The organism is Bradyrhizobium sp. (genome assembly GCF_030646015.1).
Lineage (GTDB): Bacteria > Pseudomonadota > Alphaproteobacteria > Rhizobiales > Xanthobacteraceae > Bradyrhizobium.
Genome location: NZ_JAUSLT010000057.1, coordinates 1 through 25,679, shown reverse-complemented (window position 1 = coordinate 25,679; position 25,679 = coordinate 1). Strand labels below are relative to the sequence as shown.

At 62.1% G+C, this 25,679-nt stretch carries 24 protein-coding genes; 11 read left to right on the top strand and 13 right to left on the bottom strand.

Annotated elements, in window-relative coordinates:
• Positions 1-15: 15 nt before the first annotated feature.
• Positions 16-783, bottom strand: coding sequence for a 2-hydroxycyclohexanecarboxyl-CoA dehydrogenase (badH, locus tag Q7T45_RS08185; protein ID WP_304869548.1), 768 nt, complete (start codon positions 781-783; stop codon positions 16-18).
• Positions 784-917: 134 nt separating this feature from the next.
• Between badH and Q7T45_RS08180 the strand changes: the two genes are divergently transcribed.
• The 3 genes from Q7T45_RS08180 (at position 918) to Q7T45_RS08170 (ending at position 3,671) form a co-directional block, all read left to right on the top strand.
• On the top strand, positions 918-1,436 hold the full coding sequence (locus tag Q7T45_RS08180) for a MarR family winged helix-turn-helix transcriptional regulator (protein WP_304869546.1): 519 nt from the start codon (positions 918-920) through the stop codon (positions 1,434-1,436).
• Positions 1,437-1,686: 250 nt separating this feature from the next.
• On the top strand, positions 1,687-2,511 hold the full coding sequence (locus Q7T45_RS08175; RefSeq protein WP_370691236.1) for a thermonuclease family protein: 825 nt from the start codon (positions 1,687-1,689) through the stop codon (positions 2,509-2,511).
• Between the two features lie 17 nt (positions 2,512-2,528).
• Positions 2,529-3,671, top strand: coding sequence for a murein L,D-transpeptidase family protein (locus tag Q7T45_RS08170; RefSeq protein WP_304869594.1), 1,143 nt, complete (start codon positions 2,529-2,531; stop codon positions 3,669-3,671).
• Between the two features lie 103 nt (positions 3,672-3,774).
• Here Q7T45_RS08170 and Q7T45_RS08165 read toward each other — a convergent pair whose 3' ends face one another.
• The 7 genes from Q7T45_RS08165 to Q7T45_RS08135 form a co-directional block, all read right to left on the bottom strand.
• On the bottom strand, positions 3,775-4,731 hold the full coding sequence (locus tag Q7T45_RS08165) for an ABC transporter substrate-binding protein (protein ID WP_304869544.1): 957 nt from the start codon (positions 4,729-4,731) through the stop codon (positions 3,775-3,777).
• A 224-nt stretch (positions 4,732-4,955) separates the two neighbouring features.
• On the bottom strand, positions 4,956-5,945 hold the full coding sequence (locus Q7T45_RS08160) for an ABC transporter substrate-binding protein (protein ID WP_304869542.1): 990 nt from the start codon (positions 5,943-5,945) through the stop codon (positions 4,956-4,958).
• A gap of 209 nt (positions 5,946-6,154) precedes the next feature.
• On the bottom strand, positions 6,155-7,138 hold the full coding sequence (locus tag Q7T45_RS08155) for an ABC transporter substrate-binding protein (protein ID WP_304869541.1): 984 nt from the start codon (positions 7,136-7,138) through the stop codon (positions 6,155-6,157).
• A gap of 155 nt (positions 7,139-7,293) precedes the next feature.
• On the bottom strand, positions 7,294-8,544 hold the full coding sequence (locus Q7T45_RS08150; RefSeq protein ID WP_304869540.1) for an adenylate/guanylate cyclase domain-containing protein: 1,251 nt from the start codon (positions 8,542-8,544) through the stop codon (positions 7,294-7,296).
• Entirely contained in the window at positions 8,541-8,930 is a 390-nt protein-coding gene (locus tag Q7T45_RS08145) for a response regulator (RefSeq protein WP_304869539.1), read from the bottom strand. Before Q7T45_RS08145 ends, Q7T45_RS08150 begins: the two co-directional genes overlap by 4 nt.
• Complete coding sequence (locus Q7T45_RS08140; protein ID WP_304869537.1) at positions 8,927-11,497, bottom strand: ATP-binding protein; 2,571 nt, start codon at positions 11,495-11,497, stop codon at positions 8,927-8,929. The genes Q7T45_RS08145 and Q7T45_RS08140 overlap by 4 nt, the downstream gene beginning before the upstream one ends.
• 348 nt (positions 11,498-11,845) lie before the next feature.
• Positions 11,846-13,042 (bottom strand): amidohydrolase family protein, encoded by a 1,197-nt coding sequence (locus Q7T45_RS08135; protein WP_304869536.1) that lies wholly within the window; start codon positions 13,040-13,042, stop codon positions 11,846-11,848.
• A gap of 158 nt (positions 13,043-13,200) precedes the next feature.
• Between Q7T45_RS08135 and Q7T45_RS08130 the strand changes: the two genes are divergently transcribed.
• Complete coding sequence (locus tag Q7T45_RS08130; RefSeq protein WP_304869535.1) at positions 13,201-13,974, top strand: ferredoxin--NADP reductase; 774 nt, start codon at positions 13,201-13,203, stop codon at positions 13,972-13,974.
• Between the two features lie 224 nt (positions 13,975-14,198).
• Here Q7T45_RS08130 and Q7T45_RS08125 read toward each other — a convergent pair whose 3' ends face one another.
• On the bottom strand, positions 14,199-15,107 hold the full coding sequence (locus Q7T45_RS08125) for an NAD(P)-dependent oxidoreductase (protein ID WP_304869533.1): 909 nt from the start codon (positions 15,105-15,107) through the stop codon (positions 14,199-14,201).
• Positions 15,108-15,296: 189 nt separating this feature from the next.
• Here Q7T45_RS08125 and Q7T45_RS08120 point away from each other — a divergent pair, with 189 nt between their 5' ends.
• The 3 genes from Q7T45_RS08120 to Q7T45_RS08110 all read left to right on the top strand — a co-directional run bounded on the left by Q7T45_RS08120 (position 15,297) and on the right by Q7T45_RS08110 (position 18,488).
• Positions 15,297-16,283, top strand: coding sequence for an ABC transporter substrate-binding protein (locus Q7T45_RS08120; RefSeq protein ID WP_304869531.1), 987 nt, complete (start codon positions 15,297-15,299; stop codon positions 16,281-16,283).
• Positions 16,284-16,472: 189 nt separating this feature from the next.
• A complete protein-coding gene (gene ilvD, locus Q7T45_RS08115; protein ID WP_304869529.1) occupies positions 16,473-18,167 on the top strand; it encodes a dihydroxy-acid dehydratase in 1,695 nt (564 codons plus the stop codon).
• Between the two features lie 186 nt (positions 18,168-18,353).
• Positions 18,354-18,488: a hypothetical protein gene (locus tag Q7T45_RS08110; protein WP_304869527.1), complete on the top strand. Its 135-nt coding sequence runs from the start codon at positions 18,354-18,356 to the stop codon at positions 18,486-18,488.
• A gap of 51 nt (positions 18,489-18,539) precedes the next feature.
• Here Q7T45_RS08110 and Q7T45_RS08105 read toward each other — a convergent pair whose 3' ends face one another.
• Entirely contained in the window at positions 18,540-18,758 is a 219-nt protein-coding gene (locus tag Q7T45_RS08105) for a hypothetical protein (protein WP_304869525.1), read from the bottom strand.
• Complete coding sequence (locus Q7T45_RS08100) at positions 18,755-18,907, bottom strand: hypothetical protein (RefSeq protein ID WP_304869523.1); 153 nt, start codon at positions 18,905-18,907, stop codon at positions 18,755-18,757. The genes Q7T45_RS08105 and Q7T45_RS08100 overlap by 4 nt, the downstream gene beginning before the upstream one ends.
• Positions 18,908-19,463: 556 nt before the next feature.
• On the opposite strand from Q7T45_RS08100, the gene Q7T45_RS08095 reads away from it, so the two are divergent.
• Genes Q7T45_RS08095 through Q7T45_RS08080 form a run of 4 tightly spaced genes read left to right on the top strand, consistent with a single transcriptional unit; the run spans position 19,464 to position 22,921 of the window.
• Entirely contained in the window at positions 19,464-20,309 is an 846-nt protein-coding gene (locus tag Q7T45_RS08095; protein WP_304869520.1) for an ABC transporter ATP-binding protein, read from the top strand.
• Positions 20,309-21,085, top strand: a complete 777-nt coding sequence (locus Q7T45_RS08090; protein WP_304869592.1) for an ABC transporter permease — start codon at positions 20,309-20,311, stop codon at positions 21,083-21,085. The genes Q7T45_RS08095 and Q7T45_RS08090 overlap by 1 nt, the downstream gene beginning before the upstream one ends.
• Positions 21,082-21,849 carry an ABC transporter permease gene (locus tag Q7T45_RS08085; protein ID WP_304869518.1) on the top strand — a complete coding sequence of 256 codons (768 nt, stop codon included), beginning with the start codon at positions 21,082-21,084 and terminating at the stop codon, positions 21,847-21,849. The genes Q7T45_RS08090 and Q7T45_RS08085 overlap by 4 nt, the downstream gene beginning before the upstream one ends.
• A gap of 25 nt (positions 21,850-21,874) precedes the next feature.
• Positions 21,875-22,921, top strand: a complete 1,047-nt coding sequence (locus tag Q7T45_RS08080; protein WP_304869516.1) for a peptidase M29 — start codon at positions 21,875-21,877, stop codon at positions 22,919-22,921.
• A 104-nt stretch (positions 22,922-23,025) separates the two neighbouring features.
• Here the strand turns inward: Q7T45_RS08080 and Q7T45_RS08075 are convergent, their stop codons facing one another.
• Together Q7T45_RS08075 and Q7T45_RS08070 are read right to left on the bottom strand one after the other, a co-directional pair.
• Positions 23,026-23,529, bottom strand: coding sequence for a hypothetical protein (locus Q7T45_RS08075; protein WP_304869514.1), 504 nt, complete (start codon positions 23,527-23,529; stop codon positions 23,026-23,028).
• Positions 23,530-24,116: 587 nt separating this feature from the next.
• Entirely contained in the window at positions 24,117-25,058 is a 942-nt protein-coding gene (locus Q7T45_RS08070) for an IS1595 family transposase (RefSeq protein ID WP_304869512.1), read from the bottom strand.
• Positions 25,059-25,679: the final 621 nt, after the last annotated feature.

Below are 25,679 nucleotides of genomic sequence, written 5' to 3'. Positions count from 1 at the left end.
GGCTCGAGCGCCCGATCAACCGTTCATCGTCAATCCGCCGGACACGCTCAGCACCTGGCCCGTCACATAGTTCGCGTCGTCGCTGGCGAAGAACAAAATGGCGCCCGGCAGATCGTCGGGCTGGCCGATGCGGCCGAGCGGGATCGAGCGTTTGAAGGCTTCCTCCAGCTTTTCCGGATTGCCGGCACCCTCCTTGTAGTCGGCAAACAACGCGGTATCGGTCGGGCCGGGGCACACGACGTTGACGGTAATGCCGTGACGGGCATGCTCGCGGGCGATCGTCTTCGAGAAAGCGACAAGTCCGCCCTTGCACGCGGCATAAACCGCTTCGCCGGACGAACCGACGCGCGCGGCATCGGATGAGATGTTGACGATACGCCCGGATTTGCGCGCGACCATGCCGGGCAACACCGCATGATGCATATGCAAGGCGCCGGTCAGGTTGATGGCGATGAGCTTGTCCCACTGGGCCGGCTCCGTCCTGGTGAAGGGACGGAAGATATCCCAGCCCGCGTTGTTCACCAGCACGTCGATTGGCCCGAGCCTGGATTCCGCCGCGGCAACCGCGGCGTCGACACTCGCTCTGTCCGTGATGTCGCAACGGATAGCCTCGGCCGTGCCGCCGCTCGCCCGGATCGAAGCGGCGACCTTCTCGGCCGCTTCGACATTGAGGTCGAATACGGCGACGCGCGCTGCCTCCTCCGCAAACCTGCGGCAGGTCGCTCCTCCGATGCCGCCGCCGCCGCCCGTCACGACGACGGTCCTGTTGTCGAAACGTTTCATGACGCCTCCCATTTCGATGGACCCGTTGCCAGTCACACGTTATTATAGCAATATGTTGTCATAATATGTCTACCGAAGCAAGGCCCTTGGAAATGAAAGAATCGCATCGGGTACCCAAAACAAGGGATGCGGCCATGATGGAACTGGCCAACCGGTTGTTTTTCCGGCTCTATCAATGCGCCAATATGTTGCATAAGACCGGCAGCCGGGCCGTCGAAGCGGAGGGTCTGACGACGCAGCAATGGGCGGTGCTCGGCGCGTTGTCCCGGGACGAGGCGGAGGCCGGGATGGGTATCGGCGAACTCGCCAGGTATCTGATGGTGAGCCGGCAGAACCTGGCGGGACTGATCAGCCGCATGGCACGCGATGGACACCTGTCGATCGCCTCCGACGCGCGCGATCGGCGCTCGCGGATCGTGACAATGACTGAAACCGGCCGTCACGTCTGGCAGGTGCGGGCTCAGCCCAAGATCCGCGCCTACTACAAGGAAGTGCTCGCCGATTTCTCAATCAACGATACGACCCATACGCTGCATTATCTGCTCAAGATACTCGAGAACATGAAGCGCCTGGATCACGAGCATCTCGAGGACCATGACGAGGGTCCAACGGAGCAATTTCCGCTGAACGCACGCAAGCGACCACGGGCGTGATGCCGGTGGTCGAGGATTAAAACCCGATCTGCTCGGCCATGTCTGGAGCGTCATTTTGCATGGTACGGCACGTGCTTTTCTCGGGACTATTGTCCTCATGGCCATTGTCCCAAGGCTGGGCACGACATCTGGACTGGCGATGCAATCGGTGCCAGGTCGGGTTTTGACCTGAGGCCTCGTTGATCCAAATCGACGTGGCTTCGGAAAGCGAGATGTTCTAACAATTGATAGAGTGGTCGAGAGATTTTTCATGCCTGGATCAAATGCAATAGCGTTGACTGCTGTCTTGACAGGAAAATGGGCCGCTGTTGTTGCCCGGTGCTGCCTGGTCGCTCATCCCTTGAGCGGGCATGCTCTTGTTGCAGCGTTGCTGCTGGCGATGGTCGGGCCAGGTTTGGCGGCAGACCTTGCCGTGACTGACGGCGATACGATCCGGCTGGATCGCACGACCTATCGGCTGGGGAGCATCGATGCACCCGAAATCGACCAGACATGCGTCAATCAAGCTGGCGAGATCTGGCCGTGCGGGGTTGCGGCGCGAGATCGATTGACCGCTCATATTGGAAATCGCGCGGTTCGCTGCAAGGACGAGGGCCCGGACCCGGACCACAAGCACCGCCAGATCGGGATATGCTCGATCGAAGGCGAGACTGCCACGCTCAATGAGTGGCTGGTTCGCGAAGGATGGGCGATCAGGTTCGGGTCTTCGGCAACCGGCCGCTTCGCGCCGGAGGAAGCTGACGCACGCGAGAACCGGCGCGGACTGTGGAGCGGATGTTTCGCGGAACCGCTTGACTTCCGAAGATGGAATCTCAGTGGAGCGCGACTTGTGGGCGGCGGTTGCCAGCTTGGTCATCAGAATCGGACACGTGTCAAACTATTCCGCGTCGACACCGACATGCCGCCGGGATGCCCGATCAAGGCCAAGTTTGCGCTGCGGGCCGTAGGTTACGAAGGCATTTATCACCTGCCGGCTTGCGGGAGCTATCCACGCCTGAAGCGGGCTCAGCGGTGGTTCTGCTCCGAGGAAGATGCTTCGGCAGCGGGCTTTCGCAAGGCACTGACCTGTCGATAGTTGATGCGGCCCGGCAGATGGCACAGGTTTCCCGTCGGAGGTATAGAGTGATCCGCGCCATGGTCCGACGTGCACTGATACTGACGGCAGCTGTTGCCGCGGGGCTGACGCCGGTCGCGTGCCTTGGCCAAAGCAGCACCCGGTTGCCGGCCAAGGCAACGCAGGAACTGCCTCCCGCGCTGCTCTCGCTGCTCCAGCAGAAGAACATGCCGAAACATTCACCTGTCGTGGTGCGCCTGTTCAAGGAAGAGGCGGAGCTCGAAGTCTGGAAACAGGACGCCAGCGGCCGTTTCCAGATCCTCAAGACCTATCCGATCTGCCGGTGGTCGGGCGATCTCGGGCCGAAGTTGTGGGAGGGCGACCGCCAGGCGCCCGAGGGATTCTACACGGTTACACCCGAGTTGATGAATCCCAACTCCAACTTCTATCTTTCGATCAACCTCGGCTACCCCAACAAATTCGACAAGGCGAACAAGCGCGACGGCAGCTTCCTCATGATCCACGGCGACTGCTGGTCGAGCGGCTGCTATGCAATGACCGACGAACAGATCAGCGAGATCTATTCGCTGGCGCGCGACTCGCTCGGCGGGCGGCCGTCGTTCCAGGTCCAGGCCTATCCATTCCGCCTGACGCCGGCGAATCTGGCGCGGCATCGCAATAGTCCGAACCTCGCCTTCTGGAAAATGCTCAAGATCGGCAACGATCATTTCGAGACGACGCAACGCGAACCCAGGGTGGATGTGTGCGATCGCCGCTATGTATTCGATGCGCAACCTCCGCCAAATTCGCCGCATCCCCTTGTGTTCGATGCCGCCAAAAAATGTCCCGCCTTTGTCGTCAATCCGGAAATCGGGCGGCGGGCGCTGGAAAAGCAGCGCGCCGACGAGCTCGAATACGCGCGATTGCTTGAAGACGAGGTGCCGGCTGCCCCGATCTACAGCGGACTGGACGGCGGAATGAACAAGGCTTTCCACGCCCGGTTTCCCTACAGGGTGACGCTGGCGAAAGTGATGCCCTATGCATCCTACCTGCCGCACTTGCCGCCGATCCCCTGGATCGACAACGACAGCTCGTTGACGAGCAAATGGTTTGGCGTCTCGTTCGTCCAACCGATCGTGTGTGATCTGGCTCGTGCCGGCTTGCCATCGAGCCGGTGCTGAATGCTCGAGCGGCGATCCACCCGACTCCCGTGGATTGTGCGGGCTCCCCCGAAAGCGGACTCCAGGCTGACGGATCGGCGCGTCCGCTGAGTGCCAGTGTTAGCTATTCAATCACCTCGTCGGCGCGGGCGAGCAGCGCCGGCGGAATGGCGAGAGCCATCGCCTTGGCGGCCTTGAGGTTGATCACGAGCTCGAACTTGGTCGGCTGCTGCACCGGCAGGTCAGCCGGCCTGGCACCCTTGAGAATCCTATCCACGTAAGGTGCGGCATTCCGGTATCTGTCCGCAAGACTCCCCGAATACGACATTAGCCCGCCCGCGTCGGCGAACGCCCGGTTGCCCGAGACAGACGGGAGGCGATATTTCTGCACCAAAGCGATGATCGGTGCACGTGGGAGCGTCGGCTGTACGATCACGGCATCGATCCGCTTTGCTGCCATTCCTGCAAAAACGGCGTCGAATTCTTCGGTCCCGCGGAGCATGACGACCTCTATTTCAATGCCGATGGTCCGCGCCGCAAGATCGATTTGCTCCAGGAAAGGCCTGGTGAAGGCGTTGGTCGGGTCCGCCAAGGCGGCCACGCGGCTCGCCGTGGGCATCATCTCCCTGATCAGTTCGAGACTTTTGCCTGCGAGTTCTGCGGTCGCAGCGGATAGTCCCGTAACATTGCCGCCCGGCCTGGCCAGACTGGCGATGAGACCCGTTCCAACCGGATCGCCGGAGGGCGCCATGACGATTGGAATTTCACCGGTTGCGCGCTTGGCTGCCTGAACGGATGGCGTTTCCGACGCCACAATGACGTCGACCTTGAGACGCACGAACTCCGCGGCCAATTCGGGGAGGATATTCAGCTTTCCTTCAGCCGACCGAAACTCGACCTGGATGTTTTTCCCCTGGATATAGCCAAGTTCGCGGAGCCCTTCCCAGAACAGCGTTGAGAATGGCTCCCGATTCCCTACAAGAAGGACGCCTAACCTGGGCAGGTTTGCCTGCTGCGCCCGTGCCGCAACCGGCCACGCCGCCGCGCCGCCGAGAAGCCTGATGAACTCGCGCCTTTGCATGTCGGCCCCCAAGCTCAGGAGACGGCATCTTAATGCCTGGAACCAATATTTTGATAGAGGGCTGAACTCGGAATCGAGAGCATCGCCATCGGCGCAGCCCCGTGTCGCCTTCTGGTCATTTCGGAAATCGGACTTATGACAGGGGCCGTCCGGTCCCCCCTCAAGTGCAGACATTGCGAGTTATGTTGCAGGTCTGAAAGGTGCCAATAGGCGACATTCCGATTCTACTCTATCACCTCGTCGGCGCGCGCAAGCAGCGCCGGTGGCACAGTCAGCCCGAGTGATTTGGCCGTCTTTAAATTGATGGCCAGTTCGTATTTCGTCGGCGCTTGCACCGGCAGATCGGCTGGCCTCGCACCCTTAAGAATACGATCCACGTAGCCAGCAGCGCGGCGGTAAATTTCGAACTGATCGGGCCCATAGCAGACCAGTCCTCCGGCGGTGACGTTGGTTCTATACGGATAGATCGCCGGCAGTCGGTGGCGCTGCGCGAGCGATATGAACAAATCGCGATGAATGTTAGCGGCCGCGATGGCCGTGACGATCAAGCCTTCGTCCGAGCCGCGCGCGAATGCTGCCAGCGCCCGCTCTATCTCTCCGGCATCGCGCACGTCGAAAGGGCTGATCTCGACTCCCATTGTGGGCGCCACGGATCTGATCGCTTCTAATTGGCCAATCGCACCTACCGCATTATTGTCAATGGTGACCGCGACCCGCGTCAGACCCGGCGCAATCTCCTTCAGCAGTTCAAGATATTTTGCCGCCGTCGTAAATTCGAATGGCGTAAACCCAGTTGCGTTGCCGCTAGGGCGGGCCATGCTATCTGTGACGCCGGCTCCCACCGGATCGGCAACCAGCACGAACACAATCGGCAATGTGCGTGTTGCCCGTTGGAGCGAGACCGTGGGCAGGCTGCTAGTGACCATAATTACGTCCGGCGCAAGCGCGACAAGCTCCGCTGCATCTCTACGCGTGCGTTCAGCATCGCCCACAGCCCAGCGATACTCGATCTGGATATTGCCGCCGTCGATCCAACCCAGTTGATGCAGGCCTTCTAAGAATGCGCCAATGCGAGCGCGTGCGACCGGATCGTCACCGGCGAGCGGCATGAGCACACCGATGCGCCGCGTCCGCTGTCGCTGCTGTGCCCCGGCTTCTGCAGGGCGAAAGACAATCGTACCGCCGATTAATCCAATGAAATCGCGCCGTCGCATGCCCGTCCCCCCAGGAAGAAAGCGTTACTGTAACCGTGCACTTGGCCCATGGAAGCGACAGCGCCGGACGATTGGGAATATTCGGCTTCCGAAATGGGTCAATTCCGGACCAGGGTGGACGCAGTCGAGTTGTCCACTTTGCACCGATGAGCCGATATCGTCAATCGGAGCAGTCACGTTCGAAAGGCGTCATTGGCGAGGACGAAGATTTATTCGATCACCTCGTCGGCGCGAGCGAGCAGCGACGGCGGCATGTCGAGACCAAGCGCCTTGGCCGTCTTGAGGTTCACCGCAAGCTCGTAAGTGATTGCAGCTTGTACCGGAAGTTCGGCGGGCTTCTCGCCCTTGAGAATGCGGCTGACATAGCTCGCGGCACGGCGATACGGATTGGCGAGGTCGGGTCCATAGGCAACGAGGCCACCGGCGGCCACGAAATGCCGATATGCGAATACCGAAGGCATCCGATAGCGGGTCGCGAGAGAAATGATCTGTTCACGATGCAAGCCCGCCAATGGTGACGCCGTGACGACAATGCCGTCATTCTCTCGAGGCCCAAAAGCGGTAATGGCTCGTTCGATTTCTTCGGCATCGCGGATCCCTATCGGTCGCAGTTCGAGCCCGAACGACTGCGCTGCCGCCTGGATAACGCCGAACTGGCCCGCCCCGGCGGCGACACCGGCATCACGCAGGACGGCAACGCGCCTGGTGCCCGGCGCAACCTCCTTGAGCAATTCCAGCCACTTTCCGGCAATGGAGTACTCGAACAGCGTGAACCCCGTTACATTCGCGCCGGGGCGCGCCAGGCTGTCCACGAGGCCAGCTCCGACGGGATCGGCGACGAGTGTGAACACAATGGGAGTCGTCGCAGACGCTTGCCGCATCGCAGCCGTGGCAGAGCTGGCGGAGGCAAGGACGACGTCGGGATCCAGCGCCAGCAATTCAGCTGCGAGGGTACGGCTCTTTTCGGCGTTGTTCGCACCCCATCGGATGTCAAGCCGCACATTTCGCCCGTCGCTCCAGCCCAGGCCCACGAGCCCCTGAACGAAAGCTGCCAAACGCGATCGACTGGCGTCATTTTCCGGCAGGTCCATGAGGATGCCGATGCGCCGCATCCGCTCAGCCGGCTGCGCCCGCGCTGCCAGCGGCCACGTCGCCGAGCCAGCCAGGACACCGAGGAATTCCCGCCGTCTCATGTCCGCCCCCAAGGGTCCGAAAACGTCATCGTATCGACTCGACCACCGCTGTGAAAGGGGGTGGCCGCGGCGCGGCTTGGAACAGCAAAGCACCGGCGGGACCAATCGACAATTGCCGGCTGGAAAGCCCGCCCGATCTCAAACCTGCCCGTGGATCATTCCAGTTGAATGCGGACGCCCTTGCCGCCATTGAGCAACCGCCGCAAGTGAAAGCCAGCCAGCGCGTCGTCCGCATGCTGCCCGACAAGGGCAGCGAAGGCCGGCATCGCCGCAGCGTTATCGGCCTCCAGCTTGGCGAAGGCTTCGGAATACTGTTTCGTCGTCGGCGCCTCGAACACCGACGCCGGCAACGGCTCGTAGGCACGAAGCGGTTCGCTGCGCCCGCGCAGCATGAGATCGCCTACCGGCCTGCCTTTGAAATTTCCTGCAGCCTCGGCGACGGTGGCGCTGACGCAAATGCGGGTGCCAAGAAACTTGTTGGCGGCCTCCAGCCGCGCCGCGGTGTTGATGGTATCGCCGTAGGCGGTGTAATCGAAGAACCGGCTGCCACCGAAATTCCCGACCAGCGCCGGCCCGGCGTGAGCGCCAATCCGGGTCACGCCGAAATCCACGCCCCTGGCTTTCCAGCGCCGGCGAAACCCCTGCGCCCATTCATCGAGATCGTGGGCACAGGCGATCGCGCGGTTCGCATAATCCGGCTGGTCGCCGGGCGCGTTAAAGAGAATTTGGATCGCGTCGCCGATGATCTTGGCGACCGTCCCCTCATGCGCGAAGACAACGTCGGTCATGCCGCCGACATATTCGTTGAGCAGTTCGCCCAGCACCTCGGGCGCCGCTGTTTCCACCAGCGAAGTGAAGCCGGCGATGTCGGTGAAGATGACCGCGACGTCCCGCCGATGCACTTCCATGCCGTTGCTGTCGCCGATGGCCGCGAGGCGGCTGGCGATCTGCGGCGAAAAGTACCGCGACAGCGAGGCGTGCGCGCGCTCGGCCTCGGCCTGGCGGCGGCGCGCCTCTCGCATCATCTCGACATGCCTGACGGTCTTGTCGATGGTCAGTTCGAGATCGCCGAAGTCGATCGGTTTGGTCAGAAAATCGAACGCGCCGCGGTTCATCGCGGTCCGGATGTTGCTCATATCGCCATAGGCCGACACGATGATGGTTGATTTTTTGTCGTCCGCCTCCTGCAACCTCGCGAGCAGCGACAGGCCGTCCATTCTCGGCATGTTGATGTCGGACACCACCAAGTCGACATGCGGGTGGTCCGCGATCGACTGCAGCGCCTCGATGCCGTCATGGGCGAACAGAAAGGCCACGGCGCCGTCGCGGATCTGCCTACGGAATTTCTGCAGCACGAGAGCCTCGAGATCGGGCTCGTCGTCGACGACAAGGATCGTTGCGGTCATGCGGCCTGCCCGAGTCTGGTATCGATTTCGTGGCGCAGCAGCGCAAAATCGATCGGTTTGGTCAGTAATCCCACCGCGCCGCGCTCGATCGCCTTGCGCCGTGTTTCAGCGTCGCCATAGGCGGTGATCATGATCACGGGAACGTCGGGCCGCCTTGCGCGCACCTCCGGAAGCATTTCCAGCCCGCTCATGCCGGGCATGTTGATATCCGACAGAATCAGGATCAGCGACGGGTCCCTGACCTCGGCAGCACGCTCCAGCGCCGCCGGCGCCGACGGGGCGAATTCCATGGTGAAGCGCCCGGACTTCAGGTCGCGACGGAATTGCTGCCGGAACAGGACCTCGACGTCGGGTTCGTCATCAACGACAAGGATGTAAACGCTCAATTGGGGCCTCCAGCATCCGCATGTGCGACCGTAGTCCGCGGCAGCGTAATGATGAATTCGGTAAATGCGCCCGGCTCGGTCACCACGTCGATCTTGCCGCCATGTTGTTTCACCACGATGTCGTGGCTCATCGACAGGCCAAGTCCGGTACCCTCGCCCGCCGGCTTGGTGGTGAAGAAGGGGTTGAACATCTTCTCCTTCACCTCCAGCGGGATGCCGGTACCGTTGTCGCGGATCCGGATTTCCACCTTGTTGCCGAGGTTCTTCGTGGTCGCGCTCAGCATCGGCTCGAAGGCCTCGTTGCCGGCTTCCTTTCGCTTGGTGGCGGCGTAAAAGCCGTTGGAGATCAGGTTGAGGAACACTCGGGTAATTTCCTGCGGATACAGGTCGATCATTCCGGCGGCAGAATCGAAATCCCGTTGCAAGGTGATGTTGAAGCCGGACTTCTCGGCGCGTGCACCGTGATAGGCGAGATTCAGGCTCTCCTCGAGGATGGCATTGATATCCATGAGCCGATGCTCGCCAGAGCCTTCTCGTGAATGCAATAGCATGTTCTTGACGATAGAGTCGGCGCGCTTGCCGTGCTGGACCACCTTTTCCAGATTGCCCTTGAGCATATGCGTGAGCTCCTCGACCTCCTCGCGTGTCTTGTCATCGAGCGCTGCAGGTTTGAGAACGTCGTTCAGTTCATCAATGAGTTCTGCCGACAGCGCCGAGAAATTGTTGACGAAATTGAGCGGGTTCTTGATTTCATGCGCGATGCCGGCGGTGAGCTGGCCAAGCGAGGCGAGCTTTTCGGTCTGCACGAGACGATCCTGCGCGGTGCGCAATTCATCGAGGGAGAGCGAGAGATCCCTGGTGCGCTCCTGAACTTCTTCGAACAGCCTGACGTTTTCGATCGCAATCAGCGCCTGGTCGGCAAATGTGGTCGCAAGCTCGATCTGCTTTGCACTAAACGGCCGGACCATGTGGCGGGTCAATACGAATACACCGATCGGCACACCGTCGCGCAGCAGCGGCACACCGAGCATCGTCCGCACATTGGAACTCCTGCGGGTTGCCGATGGCGCGTATTCCGGATCCGCATGGACGTCGGGAACATGGATCGTTTTGCCCTCCAGCAAGGTACGTCCGACCACGCTTCCCCGCTCGGGCACAGTCGCGAATGTCGCGAGGTGATTTTTCTGGTCGGCTCCAAGTCCGTAGCTGGCCGCCAATCGATAGCTGTCATTCACGGGACGAAAGATCGTCCCTTCATCCGCGTCGCACAAGCGGGCCGCCGATTCGACGAGAGTGTCGAGCACGGTCTGGAGATCGAACGCGGAGCGGCTGATGACCTTCAGCACCTCCGCGGTCGCGGTCTGTTGCTGAAGGGATTCACTGAGTTCTGCAGTCCGCTGTTCGACCTTCTGCTCGAGGTCGGCGTAGGATTCCTGCAGCCGCGCGCCCATGTCGTTGAACTGGTTAGCGAGGCCTTCGAGTTCATCGCCGGTCTTGATCGCGATGCGCTGGTTGAAGTCGCCGCCGCCGAAACGCTCGGCGCCGGCGCGCAACGCCTGGATCGGGCCGACCATGCGACCGGCGAGAAACATTCCGGCCAGCACGGCGAACGCCAGGGCGGCCAGCAGCACCAGCGCCAGCCGCTGCAGCGACTGGTAAAGCGAGGCATAGGCTTCCTTGACCGGAAGCTCGACGAACATCCTCCAGCCGAGCGGCGCGATCGGCGCGGAGGCCGTCAGCACCTCCTGGCCCTGGATATTCAGGGAGCCTTGCAGCGCATCCGGCGTGTCGTCGCTGCGCCTGGCCTGCGCAGCCTGGACGTGCGCCAGCTTCGACATATCGGTGTTGCGCAGTACGAGGCTGATGTCGGGATGCGCTATCAGGCGTCCCTGCGCGCCGACCACATAGGCCTGACCGCGCTCGCCGACCTTTATCTGGGACACGATGTCCCAGATCAGCTTGAGATTGACCTCGGCGATGCTGACGCCGGCGTCCTTGCGGGTGCCGGCCAGTGATAGCGTCATGTAGGGCTCGGATTCCCGGCGGAAATACACCGGCCCGTAATAGACCTTGTGGGCGACGGCATCGGTGAATTTCGGATCAGCGGAGAGGTCGAGCCTGCTGTCCATGACGTCTATGGCGAGACGGGACACCCTCAAGCGCTCCTTGCCACTCGAATCGACCTGCGCCAGTTCGGTGATGGCCGGCACCTGCCGCAGCAGCCGCAACGCATCGAACCGGCGCTGCTCGATCGAGCCCGTTGACCACGGCAACTGGGTAGTCCAGCCGAGCTGGCTTTCGATCTCCCTGATGAACTGACTGATCTTTGCCGCCGCGGCCTCGGCCTGCTCCTGCTGAATGCGGATCAGCGACGCCTTATGCTCGCGGTAATAGAAGAAAACCTCAAAAATACCGTTGGACAAGAGCGCGACGCCGACCACCGCGACGAATAGCGCGACATATTTGATGAACAGCCGGCTGCGGGGCTTTGCCCCGAGCGATGCCTCGGCCGGCGCCGGCGATGCGGTCAAAGGCGGGCTTGGAGCGGGATGCACGGAAATGCTCATTACGTCCAAGCTAGCAAGAAGCCCGCAGCTTGTCTCTTGCTGCATTGCGGGATTTCTGTCGATCACCTGACCGGCGCAAACGAGCAACGTCGGCGGCAGGTGAGGCCGAGAGCCTTCGCGGTCTCGGGGTTGAAGAGCATGACGAATTCGGTGGCGAGATCTCCCGGCAAATCAGCCGGACTTTGAACACTTGAGAATCTTGTCAACGAAATTTGCGGATTCCCTCGCTTCAACTCGGCATCACAACGGTCTTGCTGACAGGCAAAAAGGAGGTCGGAGCCAGATCAGGACACGGTCGAGTGCAAGAGAAATGTCTCCTTTGGGTCAAAAGCCGATCTGGCGCGCCGCTCAATGCCCTACAATCTCCGGCACCTTCGTCGCCGGCGGCGTGTTGCGGCTGCGGGTGGTGCGGACGATGCCGTCGATGATGGTCATGCCGATGCCGGGGAGGTCGCCGAGCTGAACGCTGTCGAGGATGGTCTTGCCCGGCGAATGCTGCGCCTTGTCCATGATGACGAAATCGGCGGATCGGCCGATTTCGATCAGGCCGCAATCGAGCGCGCGCATCCGCGCGGTGTTGCCGGTGGCGAAGCAGAACGCCAGTTCGGCGGGCACGTCGCCGAGCGACGACAGCATCGACACCATGCGCAAAATGCCGAGCGGCTGCACGCCGGAGCCGGCCGGTGAATCGGTGCCGAGGATGACGCGGTTGAGATCGCCCATCTCGCGCGCGATCCGCAACGTGTAGAGCGCCGAGCGCTCGTTGCCATTGTGCACCAGCTCGAGGCCGCGCTTGCAGCCCTCGCAGATGCAGCGGATCTCGTCGTCGGGCAAAGCGGTGTGGCCGCCATTGATATGGCCGATCACGTCGGTGTCGGCTTCCAGCACCACGTCGGCGCCGATCAGGCCGGAGCCGGGGATCGAGGGGCCGCCGGTGTGGATGGTGCTCTGGATGCCGTATTTGCGCGCCCAGCCGACCATCTTTTTCGCGGTCGGGCCGTCCTTGACGCCGCCGAGCCCGACTTCGCCCAATAGCTTGACGCCCGCTGCGGCCAGCTCCTTGAAATCCTCCTCGACCATCTCGCATTCGATGACAGGCGCGCCGGCATGCACCTTCACGCCGCCGGGCCGCAGCGTCCAGAACGAGCGCTGCGCGAAAATCGCCATCGCCTTGAGGCCGACCACGTCGCGCGGGCGGCCCGGCATGTGGACCTCGCCGGCGGAAATCATGGTGGTGACGCCGCCATGCAGAAAGCTGTCGATCCAGCCGATCTGGTTTTGCCGCGGGGTCCAGTCGCCGGCGACGGGATGCACATGGCTGTCGATCAGGCCCGGCGCGACGGTGGTGCCCATGGCGTCGACGATGGTGGTGGCGCCCTCGGTGTCGACGTCTTTGGCCTTGCCGATGGCGGTGATCCTGCCGTTCTCGGCGACGATGGTGTCGGCATCCAGGATCGGCTTTTCCAGCGCGCCCGAGAGCAGCAGGCCGATATTGCGGATCACCAGTTTGGTCGGGCCGGCGGCCTGGGGGGCGTCGTGAGCCATGGGTTTTTCCTTTTCGTTCAATGCCTTCGCAGGGCCGCTGGGGCCATCTTGCCCGCGCCTTGACGTCGGGATCAAGCCGGATTATTCATTCGTAGACAAATGAATGTATACAAATGAATTGAGCGGCACAATCGGCCCTCCAGCGCGGGATCGGCAAGATGAGCAACTTCAATCAGGAAAGCGTCCTCAGCGTCCACCACTGGACCGATACGCTGTTCTCCTTCACCACCACCCGCGATCCCTCGTTCCGTTTCCGCAACGGCGAGTTCACCATGATCGGGCTCAAGGTCGGCGAGAAGCCGCTGTTGCGCGCCTACAGCGTCGCCAGCGCCAATTACGAGGACCGGCTCGAATTCTTCTCGATCAAGGTGCCGGACGGGCCGCTGACCTCGCGGCTTCAGCATCTGAAGCAGGGCGACGAGATCATCGTCAGCCGCAAGGCCACCGGCACGCTCGTCATCGACAACCTCGAGGACGGCCGCAATCTCTATCTGATCGGCACCGGCACGGGCCTCGCGCCATTCCTCAGCGTGATCAAGGATCCCGAAACCTACGAGCGGTTCGAGAAGGTGGTGCTGCTGCACGGCTGCCGCCGCGTCGCCGAACTCGCCTATGGCGAGATGATCACCGAACAGCTGCCGAAGGATGAGTTGATCGGCGAACTCGTCCGCAACCAGCTGATCTATTACCCGACCGTGACGCGCGATCCGTTCCGCAACCGCGGCCGCATCACCGACCTGATCACCTCAGGCAAACTGTTCAGCGATATCGGCCTCGCCGCGCTGGAGTCCGCACATGACCGCATCATGATCTGCGGCAGCCCGGCGCTGGTGCACGACACCCGCGAGCTGCTGACGGCCAGGGGTTTTGCGGAAGGCAATCACGGCGAGCCCGGCCAGTTCGTGGTCGAGAAAGCGTTCGCGGAGCGATAGGATCTCGCTGACCTCGCACTGCTTTCGGGGAGAGGTCGGCGTACTATATCTTGTGTCGCGACGAGTGCCGCCAGTCTAGCTATTCTTTGCATGGGGTTGTTTTCGCAATTTTTGTTCGGGCCCATCAGCCGTCATTGCGAGCGCAGCGAAGCAATCCATTCATTCTTTGCTGTCTCACGAAAGCTGGATTGCTTCGTCGCAAGCGCTCCTCGCAATGACGAGCCTCAAGAATCCTTCCTCTTCTCCGACAGCTTGTAAATCTCCAGCGCATCGGCATCGGCGCCGCGCGTGGCCTTCGCCATCCGGAACAGTTGCGCGGCCAGTGCCGTCATCGGCACCGGAGTCGAGGTGTCGTGCGCCACCTCGACCACGGTATCGAGGTCCTTCAGGATGCTGGCGATATGGCCGAGCGGCGGCGAGTGAATGCCCTGCGCCATCCGCGGCACGAACAGTTGCAGCGGAATCGAATCGGCAAAGCCGCCGGCCAGCGCTTCCGGCAATTTGGAAGCGTCGATGCCGGCATTGCTGGCGAGCCGCGTCGCCTCCGCCAGCACGGCCATGCTGCAACCGGAGATGATCTGGTTGCACAGCTTGGTGGTCTGGCCGGCGCCGGTCGGTCCCATATGCGTCAGCCGGCGCGCCATCGCCAGCACATAGGGCCGCACCCGCGCGATATCGGCGGCATCGCCGCCGGCCATCACCGCCAGCGTGCCTTCCTCGGCTCCCCCAGTGCCGCCGGACACCGGCGCGTCGATCCAGCCCATGCCGTTGGCTTGCTTCAGCCGTGCCGCGATCGCGCGCGCCGCATCCGGATGGATCGAGGAGAAGTCGACCACGAGTTTGCCGGCGCCGTCAGCGCTTGCCAGGCCGTCGAGACCGAACACCACGTGCTCCACGGCGGAAGCATCTAGGAGACACATGAAGACGATGCCGGCGGTCGCGGCGACCTCGCGCGGCGTGGCGGCAGGCTTTGCACCGGCCTCGACCAGTCCGGCGGCTTTGCCGGGAGACCGATTCCAGACCGTGACCTCGTGGCCCGCGTTCAGCAGCCGCCGCGTCATCGGAATTCCCATCAGGCCGAGCCCGAGATAGCCGAGCTTTTCCCGTCCGTCCGTGCCGCCCATGCTCGCCATCCCGTTTCTCCCTGCTTCCCCGCGCAACAAGCTTTGCCCGGCCCGCCGCTCTACCATAGATCCCCGCCGTGCAGGCAAAGCGCAGCGCTGGCCGCTTTCCTTGCCGCTTTCGCCGGCTTGCCTGATCATTTGAACCATGAAAGGCTTGGCGCAGTCAGTGGCGGCTGCGTCAGGGAAAATGGAGTGGGGATGATGCGTGTATCTTCGAAATGGATCTTGGCGGCCGGCGCGGTTGCTACCGTATTGGCCGGTGTCAGCGCCGCGCAGGCGCAAACGACCATCCGCGTCGGCTGGACCATCCCGGCCGAAGAGTCAAAATACTACATGATGCGCCGGCCGGCGGAATTTCCCAATCTCGGCAAGACCTACAATGTCGAATGGACGCAATTCCAGGGCACCGCGCCGATGACGCAGGCATTGGCTGCCGGCGCGCTCGACTGCGCCACCCAGGCGCCGCTGTCGCTGTCGAACGGCGTGGTCGGCGGTGGCCTGAAGGCCTACATCGTGGCCCAGCACGTCTATGAAAAGCCCGGCGGCTTCTCGGTCTATTGGGCGGTCAAGGACGATTCCCCGATCAAGATCATCGCCGATCTCAAGGGCAAGACCATTGGTATTTCGGTGATCGGCGGCGGCACCCAGGGTCCGTTCAACATGCTGCTGAAAAAGAACGGGGTCGATCCGGCCAAGGACATCAAGCTGGTCGAGGTCGGCTTCGCGGTGTCCGAGGATGCGCTGCGCCAGGGCCGCGTCGATGCCGTCAACATGAATCAGCCGTTCGCGGCGCGCGCCGAGGCCAAGGGCGGCACCCGAAAACTGTTTGCGCTGTCCGAGGCGATGCCGAACATCGTGCACATTCTGGAGGCATGCCGCGCCGACTTCGTCGACAAGAATCCGGAAGCGGTCAAGGCCTATGTCCGCGACATCACCGCCGGCATGAAGAAGGTGCTGGCCAATCGCGAGGAAACGCTGAAGGTTGTCTCCGAGCAGCTGAAGGCGCCGATCCCGGTCTTGGAAACCTATCTGCTCAAGGACAACGATTTCGGCCGCGATCCCGGCGCCGCCCCCAACTTCCCGGCGATCCAGAAGATGCTCGACATCTATGCCGAGACCGGAATGCTGCCCAAGCTCGACGTCGCCCAGTTCAAGCACCCGACCATCGTCGCGCCACTGCAGTAGGGCAATCTTTATCAACGGGCAGTTCCTTCCCCTCTCCCCTTGTGGGAGAGGGTGGCGCGATGGGAAGCATCGCGACGGGTGAGGGGTCTGCATTCGCGGATAGAGACCCCTCATCCGGCGCGGACTGCGTCCGCGCCACCTTCTCCCACAAGGGGAGAAGGGAAGAGGACATCTTAGAGAGACCACCCCATGAAAAAACCGCGCTCCCGCGTGACGACCGATGGGCTGGATCGTGCGCCGCACCGCGCCTTCATGCGCGCGATGGGGCTCGACGACGCTGATATCGCCAAACCGATGATCGGCGTGGTCAGCATGAAGGGCGAGCAGACGCCCTGCAACATGACCCACGATTTCCAGGTCGATGCCGCCAAGGCCGGGATCGCGGAAGCCGGCGGCACGTCGCGCGAGTTCACCACCATTTCGGTTTCCGACGGCATCAGCATGAACCATGAGGGCATGAAGTTCTCGCTGGTGTCCCGCGAGCTGATCGCCGATTCGATCGAGGCCGTGGTCCATGGCCTCGCCTATGACGCGCTGATCGGATTCGGCGGCTGCGACAAGACGCTGCCCGGCGTGATGATGGGCATGATCCGCTGCAACGTGCCGTCGATCTTCATCTATGGCGGCAGCGCGCTGCCCGGGCGGTTCGCCGGCAAGACGCTGACGGTGCTGGATTCCTACGAGGCGGTCGGCGGCTTCATGACCGGCGAGATCGACAAGGATACGCTGGAAGGCATCGAGCGGAGTTGCCTGCCGACCATCGGCGCCTGCGCAGGCCAGTTCACCGCCAACACCATGGCGATGGTGTCGGAGGCGATGGGGCTGACCATGCCCAATGTCTCGATGGTGCCGGGCGTCTATGCCGAGCGCGCGCAGATCGCGCGCCAGGCCGGGCGGCTGGTCATGCAGATGCTGGCGCGCGGCGGCCCGTTGCCGCGCGAGATCGTGACGCGGAAGGCGCTGGAGAACGGCGCCGCCATCGTCGCCGCCACCGGCGGATCGACCAACGCCGCGCTGCATCTGCCGGCGCTCGCCAACGAGGCCGGCATCGCCTTCACGCTGGACGATGTCGGCGAGGTGTTTTCGCGCACGCCGCTGATCGGCAATCTGCGCCCCGGCGGCAAATACACCGCCAAGGACGTCTATGATATCGGCGGCACCGCCGTGGTGATCCGCGCGCTGGTCGAAAGCGGCCACATCGACGGCTCTTGTCCCACGATATCGGGCCGCACCATCGCGGAAGTCTATGGCGGGGCCAACGCGCCCGATGGCGAGATCATCTTCAACACCGCCACGCCGATCATGCCCGATGGCGGTGTCGCGGTGCTCAAGGGCAATCTCTGCCCCGATGGCGCCGTCATCAAGGTGGCGGGCCTGAAGAACCTGGTGTTCGAAGGCACGGCGCGGGTGTTCGAGGACGAGGAAGGTTGCGTCGACGCCGTCCGCAACCGAAAATACGCCGCGGGCGATGTTTTGGTGATCCGCAACGAAGGCCCGGTCGGTGGTCCCGGCATGCGCGAGATGCTCGGCGTCACCGCGCTGATCTACGGGCAGGGCATGGGCGAGAAGGTTGCCCTCATCACCGACGGCCGCTTTTCCGGCGCGACGCGGGGCATGTGCATCGGCTATGTCTCGCCGGAAGCCTTTATCGGCGGCCCGCTGGCGCTGGTGCGCGAAGGCGACCTCATCCGGATCGACGCCGCCGCGCGCCGCATGGATCTCGTGATCGACGACACCGAATTCGCGGCGCGGCGGCAGGCCTGGAAACAGCGTCCGCCGCGCCATCGCGCGGGAACACTGGCAAAGTATGCCCGTCTGGTCGGCCAGGCCCCCGGCGGCGCGGTCACCCATGACGGTGCCGCGGAGTGGCCGTGGTTCGACTAGACGATGCTGCTGGCTTCTTCACCTCGCCCCGCTTGCGGGCCGCGAGTCCGAATGCGTGGAGAGTCCCCCTCACCCCGACCTTCTCCCCGCAAGCGGGGAGAGGGAGAAGAAGTCCAAGCTCGGCGTCCTGATGCTGGCATCAGGCATGGCGATGCCCTATAGGAGCGTCATCGGGGAACATGTTTCATGACGTTGTTTGCAAGGATTTTCACCACGAAGACGCTGCTGCGCATCGTCTTCGTGCTGGCGGCGACCGTCATGATGAAGGCGCTGAGTGCTCATTTCGATTTCAGCTGGGCCAAGGCGCTCGCGCAGGGCTGAGCCATTCGAGCGGCCCGTCCAAGATGGACGAGGGGCTCTCATTGATCTGACCTAGATGATCGGCGCCCGCATGAAGCGCACCATCATCCAGGGCGCAATGAACCAGGAGAGCGGGGCCGAGATGACGAAGCTGGCCGTTACAAGCGCCGGCATCCAGAAAAAGGCATGGGACATCACCGCGGGCAGGCTCACAATCAGGATCGTGCCCACACCAAAGATGACCGCATTCACCATGCAATAGATCAGCGCGGCGACCCGCAGCCCGCTCATCTTTCTCCATGATGCGTCGCTTCCTTGGCTGTCTCGGCGGCCAGCAGCCGCATCAGCACCTGGTATCGCGCCTGATCATCCGCCACGCCGGGTTCGGCCAGCAGGCGTCGATAGTGCGCGAGATTTTCGCGGTGGACGAAGTGTTCCATGGCAGACCTCGAAAGTCATTGAGGCGGGAGCGCGACCGAACTCTCAGTCACCGAAAGGTGCCACATGAAGGGCGGTGATAAGAACGAACATGCGGGCTGGCGACCGAGAGCCCTGATCAATATTGCTCATGTCGCTTGAAATAAAGCTGTAACGGACATCATTATTATTGGAACCATTGACGCAGTGGCGGATCGTCGCGCGTAACGCAGCCATGCGCGGGGCATTGCAGCCTGCAGGACATCGGGGAATAACAGCCGTCGCAACTTTCGGCACCGATGCAGAGCTTGTGATGCCGCGGTTTCGAGTAACAGGTGCGCAATTCCGGATTCGCAATTCCGGGATCTCGCACCACGCCGCTTGATGCGAGCCCTCCTGACGCGCTCAAAGCGCACCCCGGCCAACGTTCCGGTGCCCGGGGAATGTGAGTCGCCCCATCACCCCCGAATGCTTCCGATCCGGCCAGCCCGTGCCCCCAAAACAGCATCGCCAAGCCCCGCCGCTTTCCGCTATGGTCGCCCGGTAACTCACGGAATGAAGCCGGGAAGCAAAGCGGGAATGAAGGGTGTGTCATCGCGGCCGGATCTGCGGACTGAACCAGCGCCGGCGCGCGGGCCGGCTTCCGCCATGATCGAGATCGACCATGTCTCGCAGATTTTTCGCACCTCCGGCCGTCAGGCCCATCTGGCGTTGTCGGATATTTCGCTGACAATCGAGGATGGCGCCTTCGTCTCGATTCTCGGCCCTTCCGGCTGCGGCAAATCGACATTGCTGTACATCGTCGGCGGGTTCGTCAGCCCGACCGAGGGCGTGGCGAGGGTGAAGGGCAGGGCGATCACCGGGCCCGGCCCCGATCGCGGCCCGGTATTCCAGGAATTCGCGCTGTTTCCCTGGAAGACCGTGCTCGGCAATGTGATGTATGGCCCGCGCCAGCAGGGCGTGAAGGCTGCGGAAGCCGACGCTCAAAGCCGGCGGCTGATCGAGATGGTCGGCCTCAAGGGCTTTGAGAATTTCTACCCCAAGGAACTGTCGGGCGGCATGAAGCAGCGGGTCGCGCTGGCGCGCACGCTGGCCTACCACCCCGCGGTCTTGCTGATGGACGAACCGTTCGGCGCGCTGGATGCGCATACCCGCACCCGGCTGCAGAACGACCTGCTCAATATCTGGGAACGCGACCGCAAGACGGTGCTGTTCGTCACCCATTCCGTCGACGAGGCGGTTTTCCTGTCCGACAAGGTCGTGGTGATGACGCGCGCGCCCGGCCGCATCAAGCAGATCGTCGACATCGAGCTGCCGCGGCCGCGCCGCCGCGCCGAGCTGTTGCTCGATCCGCGCTACCAGAAATACGTGGTCGAGATCGAACGCATGATCGACGACACCAGCGAAGACGGGTTGCGGCCATGATGGCGCGCGTGCTCTCGCGTCTGGCGCCGCTGCTCGCCTGTCTCGGCCTGCTCGCGATCTGGCAGGCCGGGTCGCTGATGCTGAATACCGAAAGTTTTCCGACCGCGATCGAAGCGGTTCGCGCGGTGCCGTCGATCCTCGGCGACAGGGAATCAGTGATCAACATTCTGGATTCACTGCGCCGCATGGCGATCGCCTTCGCAGCGGCGCTGTTGTTCGCCATTCCGCTGGGGTTGATGATGGGCCGCTCGCGGCTGGTGGCCTCGTTCTTCAATCCGCTGCTGATGATCACCTATCCGGTGCCGAAGGCGGCGCTGATGCCGATCATCATGCTGTGGCTCGGCGTCGGCGATCTCGCAAAAATGCTGGTGATCTTTCTCGGCGTCAGTCTGCCCGTGATCTATCACAGCTTTCAGGGCGCCAAAGCGGTCGAGGAAAAGATGCTGTGGTCGGGCGCCGCCATGGGCCTCTCGGCGCCGCAGCGCATGATCCGAATCGTGCTGCCGGCGGCCTTGCCGGAAATCCTCACGGGCTGCCGCACCGGCCTCGTGCTGGCGCTGATCACCATGGTCACTTCGGAGATGATCGCGCGGCAATCGGGCGCCGGCAACATCCTGTTCAACGCGCTCGACATGGGACAGTACGACACCGTCTACGCCATGATCATCATCATCGGCGCGATGGGGATCGGCCTCGATGCCGCGTTCGAAAAACTGCGCAGCCGGCTGGTGCGGTGGTCGGAGCCCGGCTTCGACATTCCCCTGAGTTTCGCATGAACGCCCGCGCGCTCACATCGGAGGTTCTGCTCGGGATCATACCGATCGCGCTCGCGGTCGCGCTGTGGCAGGCGATCTCGTCGTTCGGCTATGCGCCGGTGACGCTGCTGCCGCCGCCCGGGCTGGTGTTTTCTCGTCTGGCCCAGCAACTCGGCACCAGCAATTTTCAGCATGAGATCGCCTCGACGCTGTTCCGGCTGTTCGCGGGATTTTCCATTGCGGTCATTCTCGGCGTCGGCATCGGGCTTGCTGCGGCGACAAACCCTGTTGTCAACGCCGTGGTGCGCCCGATCGTGCGAGTGCTGGCGCCGCTGCCCAAGGTCGCGCTGTATCCGGCACTGTTGTTGCTGCTCGGCTTCGGCCACGAATCCAAGATCACGCTGGTCGCTGCCGACGCGCTGTTTCCGATCCTGCTGTCGACCTATTACGGCGCCTCGATGGTGGAACAGAAGCTGATCTGGTCGGCGATGGCGGCGGGCACGCCGCGCCGCCAGATCCTGTTCAAGGTGGTACTCCCGGCGGCGGTGCCGTCGATCCTGACGGGCTGCCGCATCGGCCTTGTGATTTCCTGCATTGTGGTGTTTCTCGCCGAAATGATCTCGTCGACCGACGGCCTCGGCCACATGCTGGTGACGGCGGCGCGAACCTTTCAGGCGGTCGACATGTTCGTGCCCCTGATCACGATCTCGCTGCTCGGCCTGATCCTCAACGGCCTGCTGCAGGGGCTGAGGTCTTATCTGCTGCGCGGCTTTCCGGAAGTCTGATGCAATTCTTGAAGTGGAGACGACGATGTTGGCCGACCGGATAGAAGCAAAATGGATCGATGCGTTCTGCGAGATTTTCGAGCGCTGCGCGGTCAAGCCGGGCGACACCGCGGCGATCCTGTCGGAGACGCAGTCGCGCGCGCTCAACGTTCATCTCGCCGAACTTGCGCTGCTGCGGATGGGAGCGAAACCGTTTCACATCGTGGTGCCGACGCCGCGCAACCGCGAGGTGGTTCCGGTCCGCTCCACCGGCGCCAGCATCGCGATCCAGAAGCTCGGGCCGGTGGTCGGCGCGCTGCAGCAGGCCGGCTTTGTCGTCGACTGCACCATCGAGGGGCTGATGCACGCGGCGGAAACGCCGGAGATTTTGAAAGGCGGCGCGCGGATCCTTAACATCTCGAACGAGCATCCTGAAGCGCTCGAGCGCATGGTGCCCGACACCGCGCTGGAAAAGCGTGTCCGCGCGGCGGTCAAAATGCTGCGCGGAACGAAAAAGATGCGCGTGACCTCGAAGGCGGGCACCGAGCTCGACGTCGACATGGTGGGCGCCCAGACCGCCGGGGTCTGGGGCTGGACCGACCGGCCGGGCACGCTGGCGCATTGGCCGGGCGGCATCGTCGTCAGCTTCCCCAAAAGCAAGACCGTCAACGGCACCATCGTGATGGCCCCCGGCGACATCAACCTCACCTTCAAGCGCTATCTGGCGACGCCGATCAAAATGACGCTGAAGGACGATTACGTCACCGACCTCGAAGGCGACGGCGCGGATGCGGCGATGATGCGGTCCTATCTGGCGGCCTGGGGCGACCGCGAGGCCTATGCGGTGTCGCATGTCGGCTGGGGCATGAACCCCGGCGCGCGCTACGAGGCGCTGACCATGTACGACAAGAACGACACCAACGGCACCGAGCTGCGCGCCGTGTCCGGAAACTTCCTGTTCTCCACCGGCGCCAACGAATTCGCCGGCCGCTACACTTCAGGACATTTCGACCTGCCGATGATGGGCACCACGATCGAACTCGACGGCGTCGCGGTGGTGAAGGAAGGCGTGCTGCAGGACGTGTTCGGGTAGGGCGGTTCTTACCCTCCCCTGGAGGGGAATTATATACTTGACAAAAAAGACTAAAATCCTAGAGTCGGGTAGACAGGGCGGCGCATACCCTACCCACCGTCAGTTTATGACTTGGGCGAACGAATTTTGGGTAGCTTCAGGGATTTTGGGAAAAGGAGCCGAAGGTTTGCGGCTCTTGTCGTCGCCTGCTGAATTGAGCCGGCGAGTTGAGTCAGGGTCGTTGGCGTCCAAGCGACGGGGCGCGAAGAAATCCTCGCTTCGCCTGAGAAAGTCACCAGCGTGAACTTGCCGTTTTTGGTGCCGTAGAACCCGTGGGCAAGATTGTTGCGATCGTCTGACAGGTCTTCGACTTCTTTCAGAATTTCGTTTAAGGTCTTGTAGTTACCCGGTATCAGACAATCCTTTCCGACGCGGCGCAGTAGGCTCGTTTTTGCGCGCAACCCTATGGGGCGGACTAGGGCGCGTTCCTGTACTCTAGTGAGGCCAAATATTTTGGCCGTGCTGATTGTCAATGCGTGTTCACAGATGGCGAATGAGACAATTACGCGTCCTACTGCTTCGCAAAGCTCTTTGACGTACTCTGGGGATGGTTGATGGCGTCGTCGCATGGTGGTTCCAAAAAGAATGAGTTGGAGGGGACCAGGGCGTTAATGGGCGCTCTCGTGCGTATGAAGCCAAAGCCGCACGAGGAAATGAAAGTTGGCAAGAAAGCGAAGAAGCCTGTGGCGCGTAAGGCAAAGAAGAAATGAAGGGGCACCTATCGTGGTGCGCGTTACATAACGGACCCGCCATGATGCCCCGCCGGTGCAACTGCGGGATTATCGCTCGCAGTAAATCCGGTCCATTGCTGGGTCGTTTCGATTATATTCTATCTGCACGGGGCCGACTTTGGTTGAGCTTATGGAAAGCAAGGATGCTTTATCTAGCCGAAAAAGCTTCCAATCTGCCGGAAGCGGCCACGTTTGCCACGCACGCAAAAGTTCGTTCCCTTCCTTCGATATGCCGTAGGCATATGGCTCAATGGTTCGCTGCTTGTGGTCGTAATAAATACTTAGGGCGACTCCTTTGGAAATCGCCTCACAAATGATCGGATAGCGCTGCATTTTCTCCCCCTGACTTATACGCCAGAGACTATCAGGGGTTGCGCTTTCGCCAAGCCCTAAAGCGCTTAGCTGCTTGCTTGGGGTGACTGATCTTAGTTAGTCGGCCGATACGTCAGGCGCTTGCCCTCAATACCCTTGAGAGCATTTGCCGTCCGTTCCCCATCGGTTACGCCAAGGGCAGAGCGGTTATTGTAGCGGAAATCGAACTCCGCCAGATAGCGCTTCAAATGGGCTTCGCTGACGTGGTGGTAGGTGCCAACGATGCCGCGCTTGAGGACTGAGAAATAGCCTTCCACTGTGTTGCTGTGAGCATCGCCGCGAACGTATTCGCCAATGCCGTGGTCAACCATGGCGTGGCGGTCGAACTCTTTGCCGACGCCCATGTAGCCGCCGGCGGTATCGGTCATGAGCGTTGATTTGCGGCTGACGTGAGCGGTGAGAATGGGGCGCAACGTCTTGCCGCTGATGTTGGCAATGTGATGCGAGCGGGCCTTGCCTTCGCGCTCGACAAGCGTGTGGACGATCTGCTTGCCCTTGCCGCCGATGTTCTTTGAGTCGCGCTTGTTGCGATGCTTGTTGCTCTCTTTGCCGCCGACGTAAGTGGTATCGGCTTCGACAATCTTGCCGGAGCCGCCCAAGGGGCCAGTGGGCTTCAAATCGGCCATGGCTTCGCGAAGCCTGTGCATCATGAACCAAGCGGTTTTGTAGGTAACGCCAATCGTGCGGTGGACCTGATGGGCGCTAATGCCTTTCTTACTCGAATTGAGAAGATGGGCGGCAAGCCACCACTTGGTCAAAGGCACTTTGGACCGCTCGAATACGGTGCCAACGGTCACGGTGAACTGGCCTTTGCACTCGTTGCAATAATACAGGCCGGGACGGTGAGACTGCTTCGTGCCTTCGATCTTGGCGATTTTGTCCTGATGGGAGTTACCGCAATGAGGGCAATAGGGACCATCGGGCCAGCGCAGAGCCTCAAGGGCTTCGCGGGCCTTGTCCTCGTCGGTAAACATGGGCGCGTTGAATGCGGTCATCGATTTGCTCCAATGACCACGTTTTATGGGCCTAGCTTACTTTTGTCAAGTATATAATTCCCCCCTGGAGGGGGAGGGTCGACGCGCGTGCAACGCGCGGCGGGGTGGGGTGACGGTCCATCAACGCGTACACTGCGCGAAACGCGAGACTTTCACCCCACCCCGATCGCTACGCGATCGACCCTCACCCTCCTGGGTAGGGTGAAAACGACCCGACGGGCAAATCACTTCTGTTTATCAGAAATAAAAGTCAAGCCCTTCGCGCAAAAATATTTCGCTTAACACGTCGGGCAAATCACTCGTAGTGATTCGCCCGTCTTACCCGACAAGGGGCGTTGCGCACGTCACGAACGCGCGGTGGGATGCGATGGACGCGACAGCGTCGGGCGCGCAAGGGATTGCAGGGCGGAATGAACTCCGTGAGCGATTATCCGGCGCGCAGACGAACGGCGCTGCAAACTGTCTTCGACGAAACTCGCCGGATAGGGACGAGGTCCGGCGAGAGCTTTGGCGGGACAGGCGCGGACGGCGAAGTCGTGTGGGCCTGACGCCCCGACGCTGGCGTCAAGTCCTGTGGAGATGCCTCCGGCCCAACCGGGTTCAGATGCATCGTCAATCCGC

Bases quoted from the DNA above. Each gene is read 5' to 3' on its own strand.
- Q7T45_RS08070 (WP_304869512.1), bottom strand. From the start codon at position 25,058: ATGACCGCATTCAACGCGCCCATGTTTACCGACGAGGACAAGGCCCGC.
- Q7T45_RS08090 (WP_304869592.1), top strand. From the start codon at position 20,309: ATGGCGCGCGTGCTCTCGCGTCTGGCGCCGCTGCTCGCCTGTCTCGGC.
- Q7T45_RS08150 (WP_304869540.1), bottom strand. From the start codon at position 8,544: ATGACCGCAACGATCCTTGTCGTCGACGACGAGCCCGATCTCGAGGCT.
- Q7T45_RS08105 (WP_304869525.1), bottom strand. From the start codon at position 18,758: ATGAGCGGGCTGCGGGTCGCCGCGCTGATCTATTGCATGGTGAATGCG.
- Q7T45_RS08110 (WP_304869527.1), top strand. From the start codon at position 18,354: ATGACGTTGTTTGCAAGGATTTTCACCACGAAGACGCTGCTGCGCATC.
- Q7T45_RS08080 (WP_304869516.1), top strand. From the start codon at position 21,875: ATGTTGGCCGACCGGATAGAAGCAAAATGGATCGATGCGTTCTGCGAG.
- Q7T45_RS08095 (WP_304869520.1), top strand. From the start codon at position 19,464: ATGAAGGGTGTGTCATCGCGGCCGGATCTGCGGACTGAACCAGCGCCG.
- Q7T45_RS08170 (WP_304869594.1), top strand. From the start codon at position 2,529: ATGGCACAGGTTTCCCGTCGGAGGTATAGAGTGATCCGCGCCATGGTC.
- Q7T45_RS08085 (WP_304869518.1), top strand. From the start codon at position 21,082: ATGAACGCCCGCGCGCTCACATCGGAGGTTCTGCTCGGGATCATACCG.
- Q7T45_RS08125 (WP_304869533.1), bottom strand. From the start codon at position 15,107: ATGGCGAGCATGGGCGGCACGGACGGACGGGAAAAGCTCGGCTATCTC.
- badH (WP_304869548.1), bottom strand. From the start codon at position 783: ATGAAACGTTTCGACAACAGGACCGTCGTCGTGACGGGCGGCGGCGGC.
- Q7T45_RS08100 (WP_304869523.1), bottom strand. From the start codon at position 18,907: ATGGAACACTTCGTCCACCGCGAAAATCTCGCGCACTATCGACGCCTG.
- Q7T45_RS08175 (WP_370691236.1), top strand. From the start codon at position 1,687: ATGCCTGGATCAAATGCAATAGCGTTGACTGCTGTCTTGACAGGAAAA.
- Q7T45_RS08165 (WP_304869544.1), bottom strand. From the start codon at position 4,731: ATGCAAAGGCGCGAGTTCATCAGGCTTCTCGGCGGCGCGGCGGCGTGG.
- Q7T45_RS08075 (WP_304869514.1), bottom strand. From the start codon at position 23,529: ATGCGACGACGCCATCAACCATCCCCAGAGTACGTCAAAGAGCTTTGC.
- Q7T45_RS08180 (WP_304869546.1), top strand. From the start codon at position 918: ATGATGGAACTGGCCAACCGGTTGTTTTTCCGGCTCTATCAATGCGCC.
- Q7T45_RS08155 (WP_304869541.1), bottom strand. From the start codon at position 7,138: ATGAGACGGCGGGAATTCCTCGGTGTCCTGGCTGGCTCGGCGACGTGG.
- Q7T45_RS08130 (WP_304869535.1), top strand. From the start codon at position 13,201: ATGAGCAACTTCAATCAGGAAAGCGTCCTCAGCGTCCACCACTGGACC.
- Q7T45_RS08140 (WP_304869537.1), bottom strand. From the start codon at position 11,497: ATGAGCATTTCCGTGCATCCCGCTCCAAGCCCGCCTTTGACCGCATCG.
- Q7T45_RS08160 (WP_304869542.1), bottom strand. From the start codon at position 5,945: ATGCGACGGCGCGATTTCATTGGATTAATCGGCGGTACGATTGTCTTT.
- ilvD (WP_304869529.1), top strand. From the start codon at position 16,473: ATGAAAAAACCGCGCTCCCGCGTGACGACCGATGGGCTGGATCGTGCG.
- Q7T45_RS08135 (WP_304869536.1), bottom strand. From the start codon at position 13,042: ATGGCTCACGACGCCCCCCAGGCCGCCGGCCCGACCAAACTGGTGATC.
- Q7T45_RS08120 (WP_304869531.1), top strand. From the start codon at position 15,297: ATGATGCGTGTATCTTCGAAATGGATCTTGGCGGCCGGCGCGGTTGCT.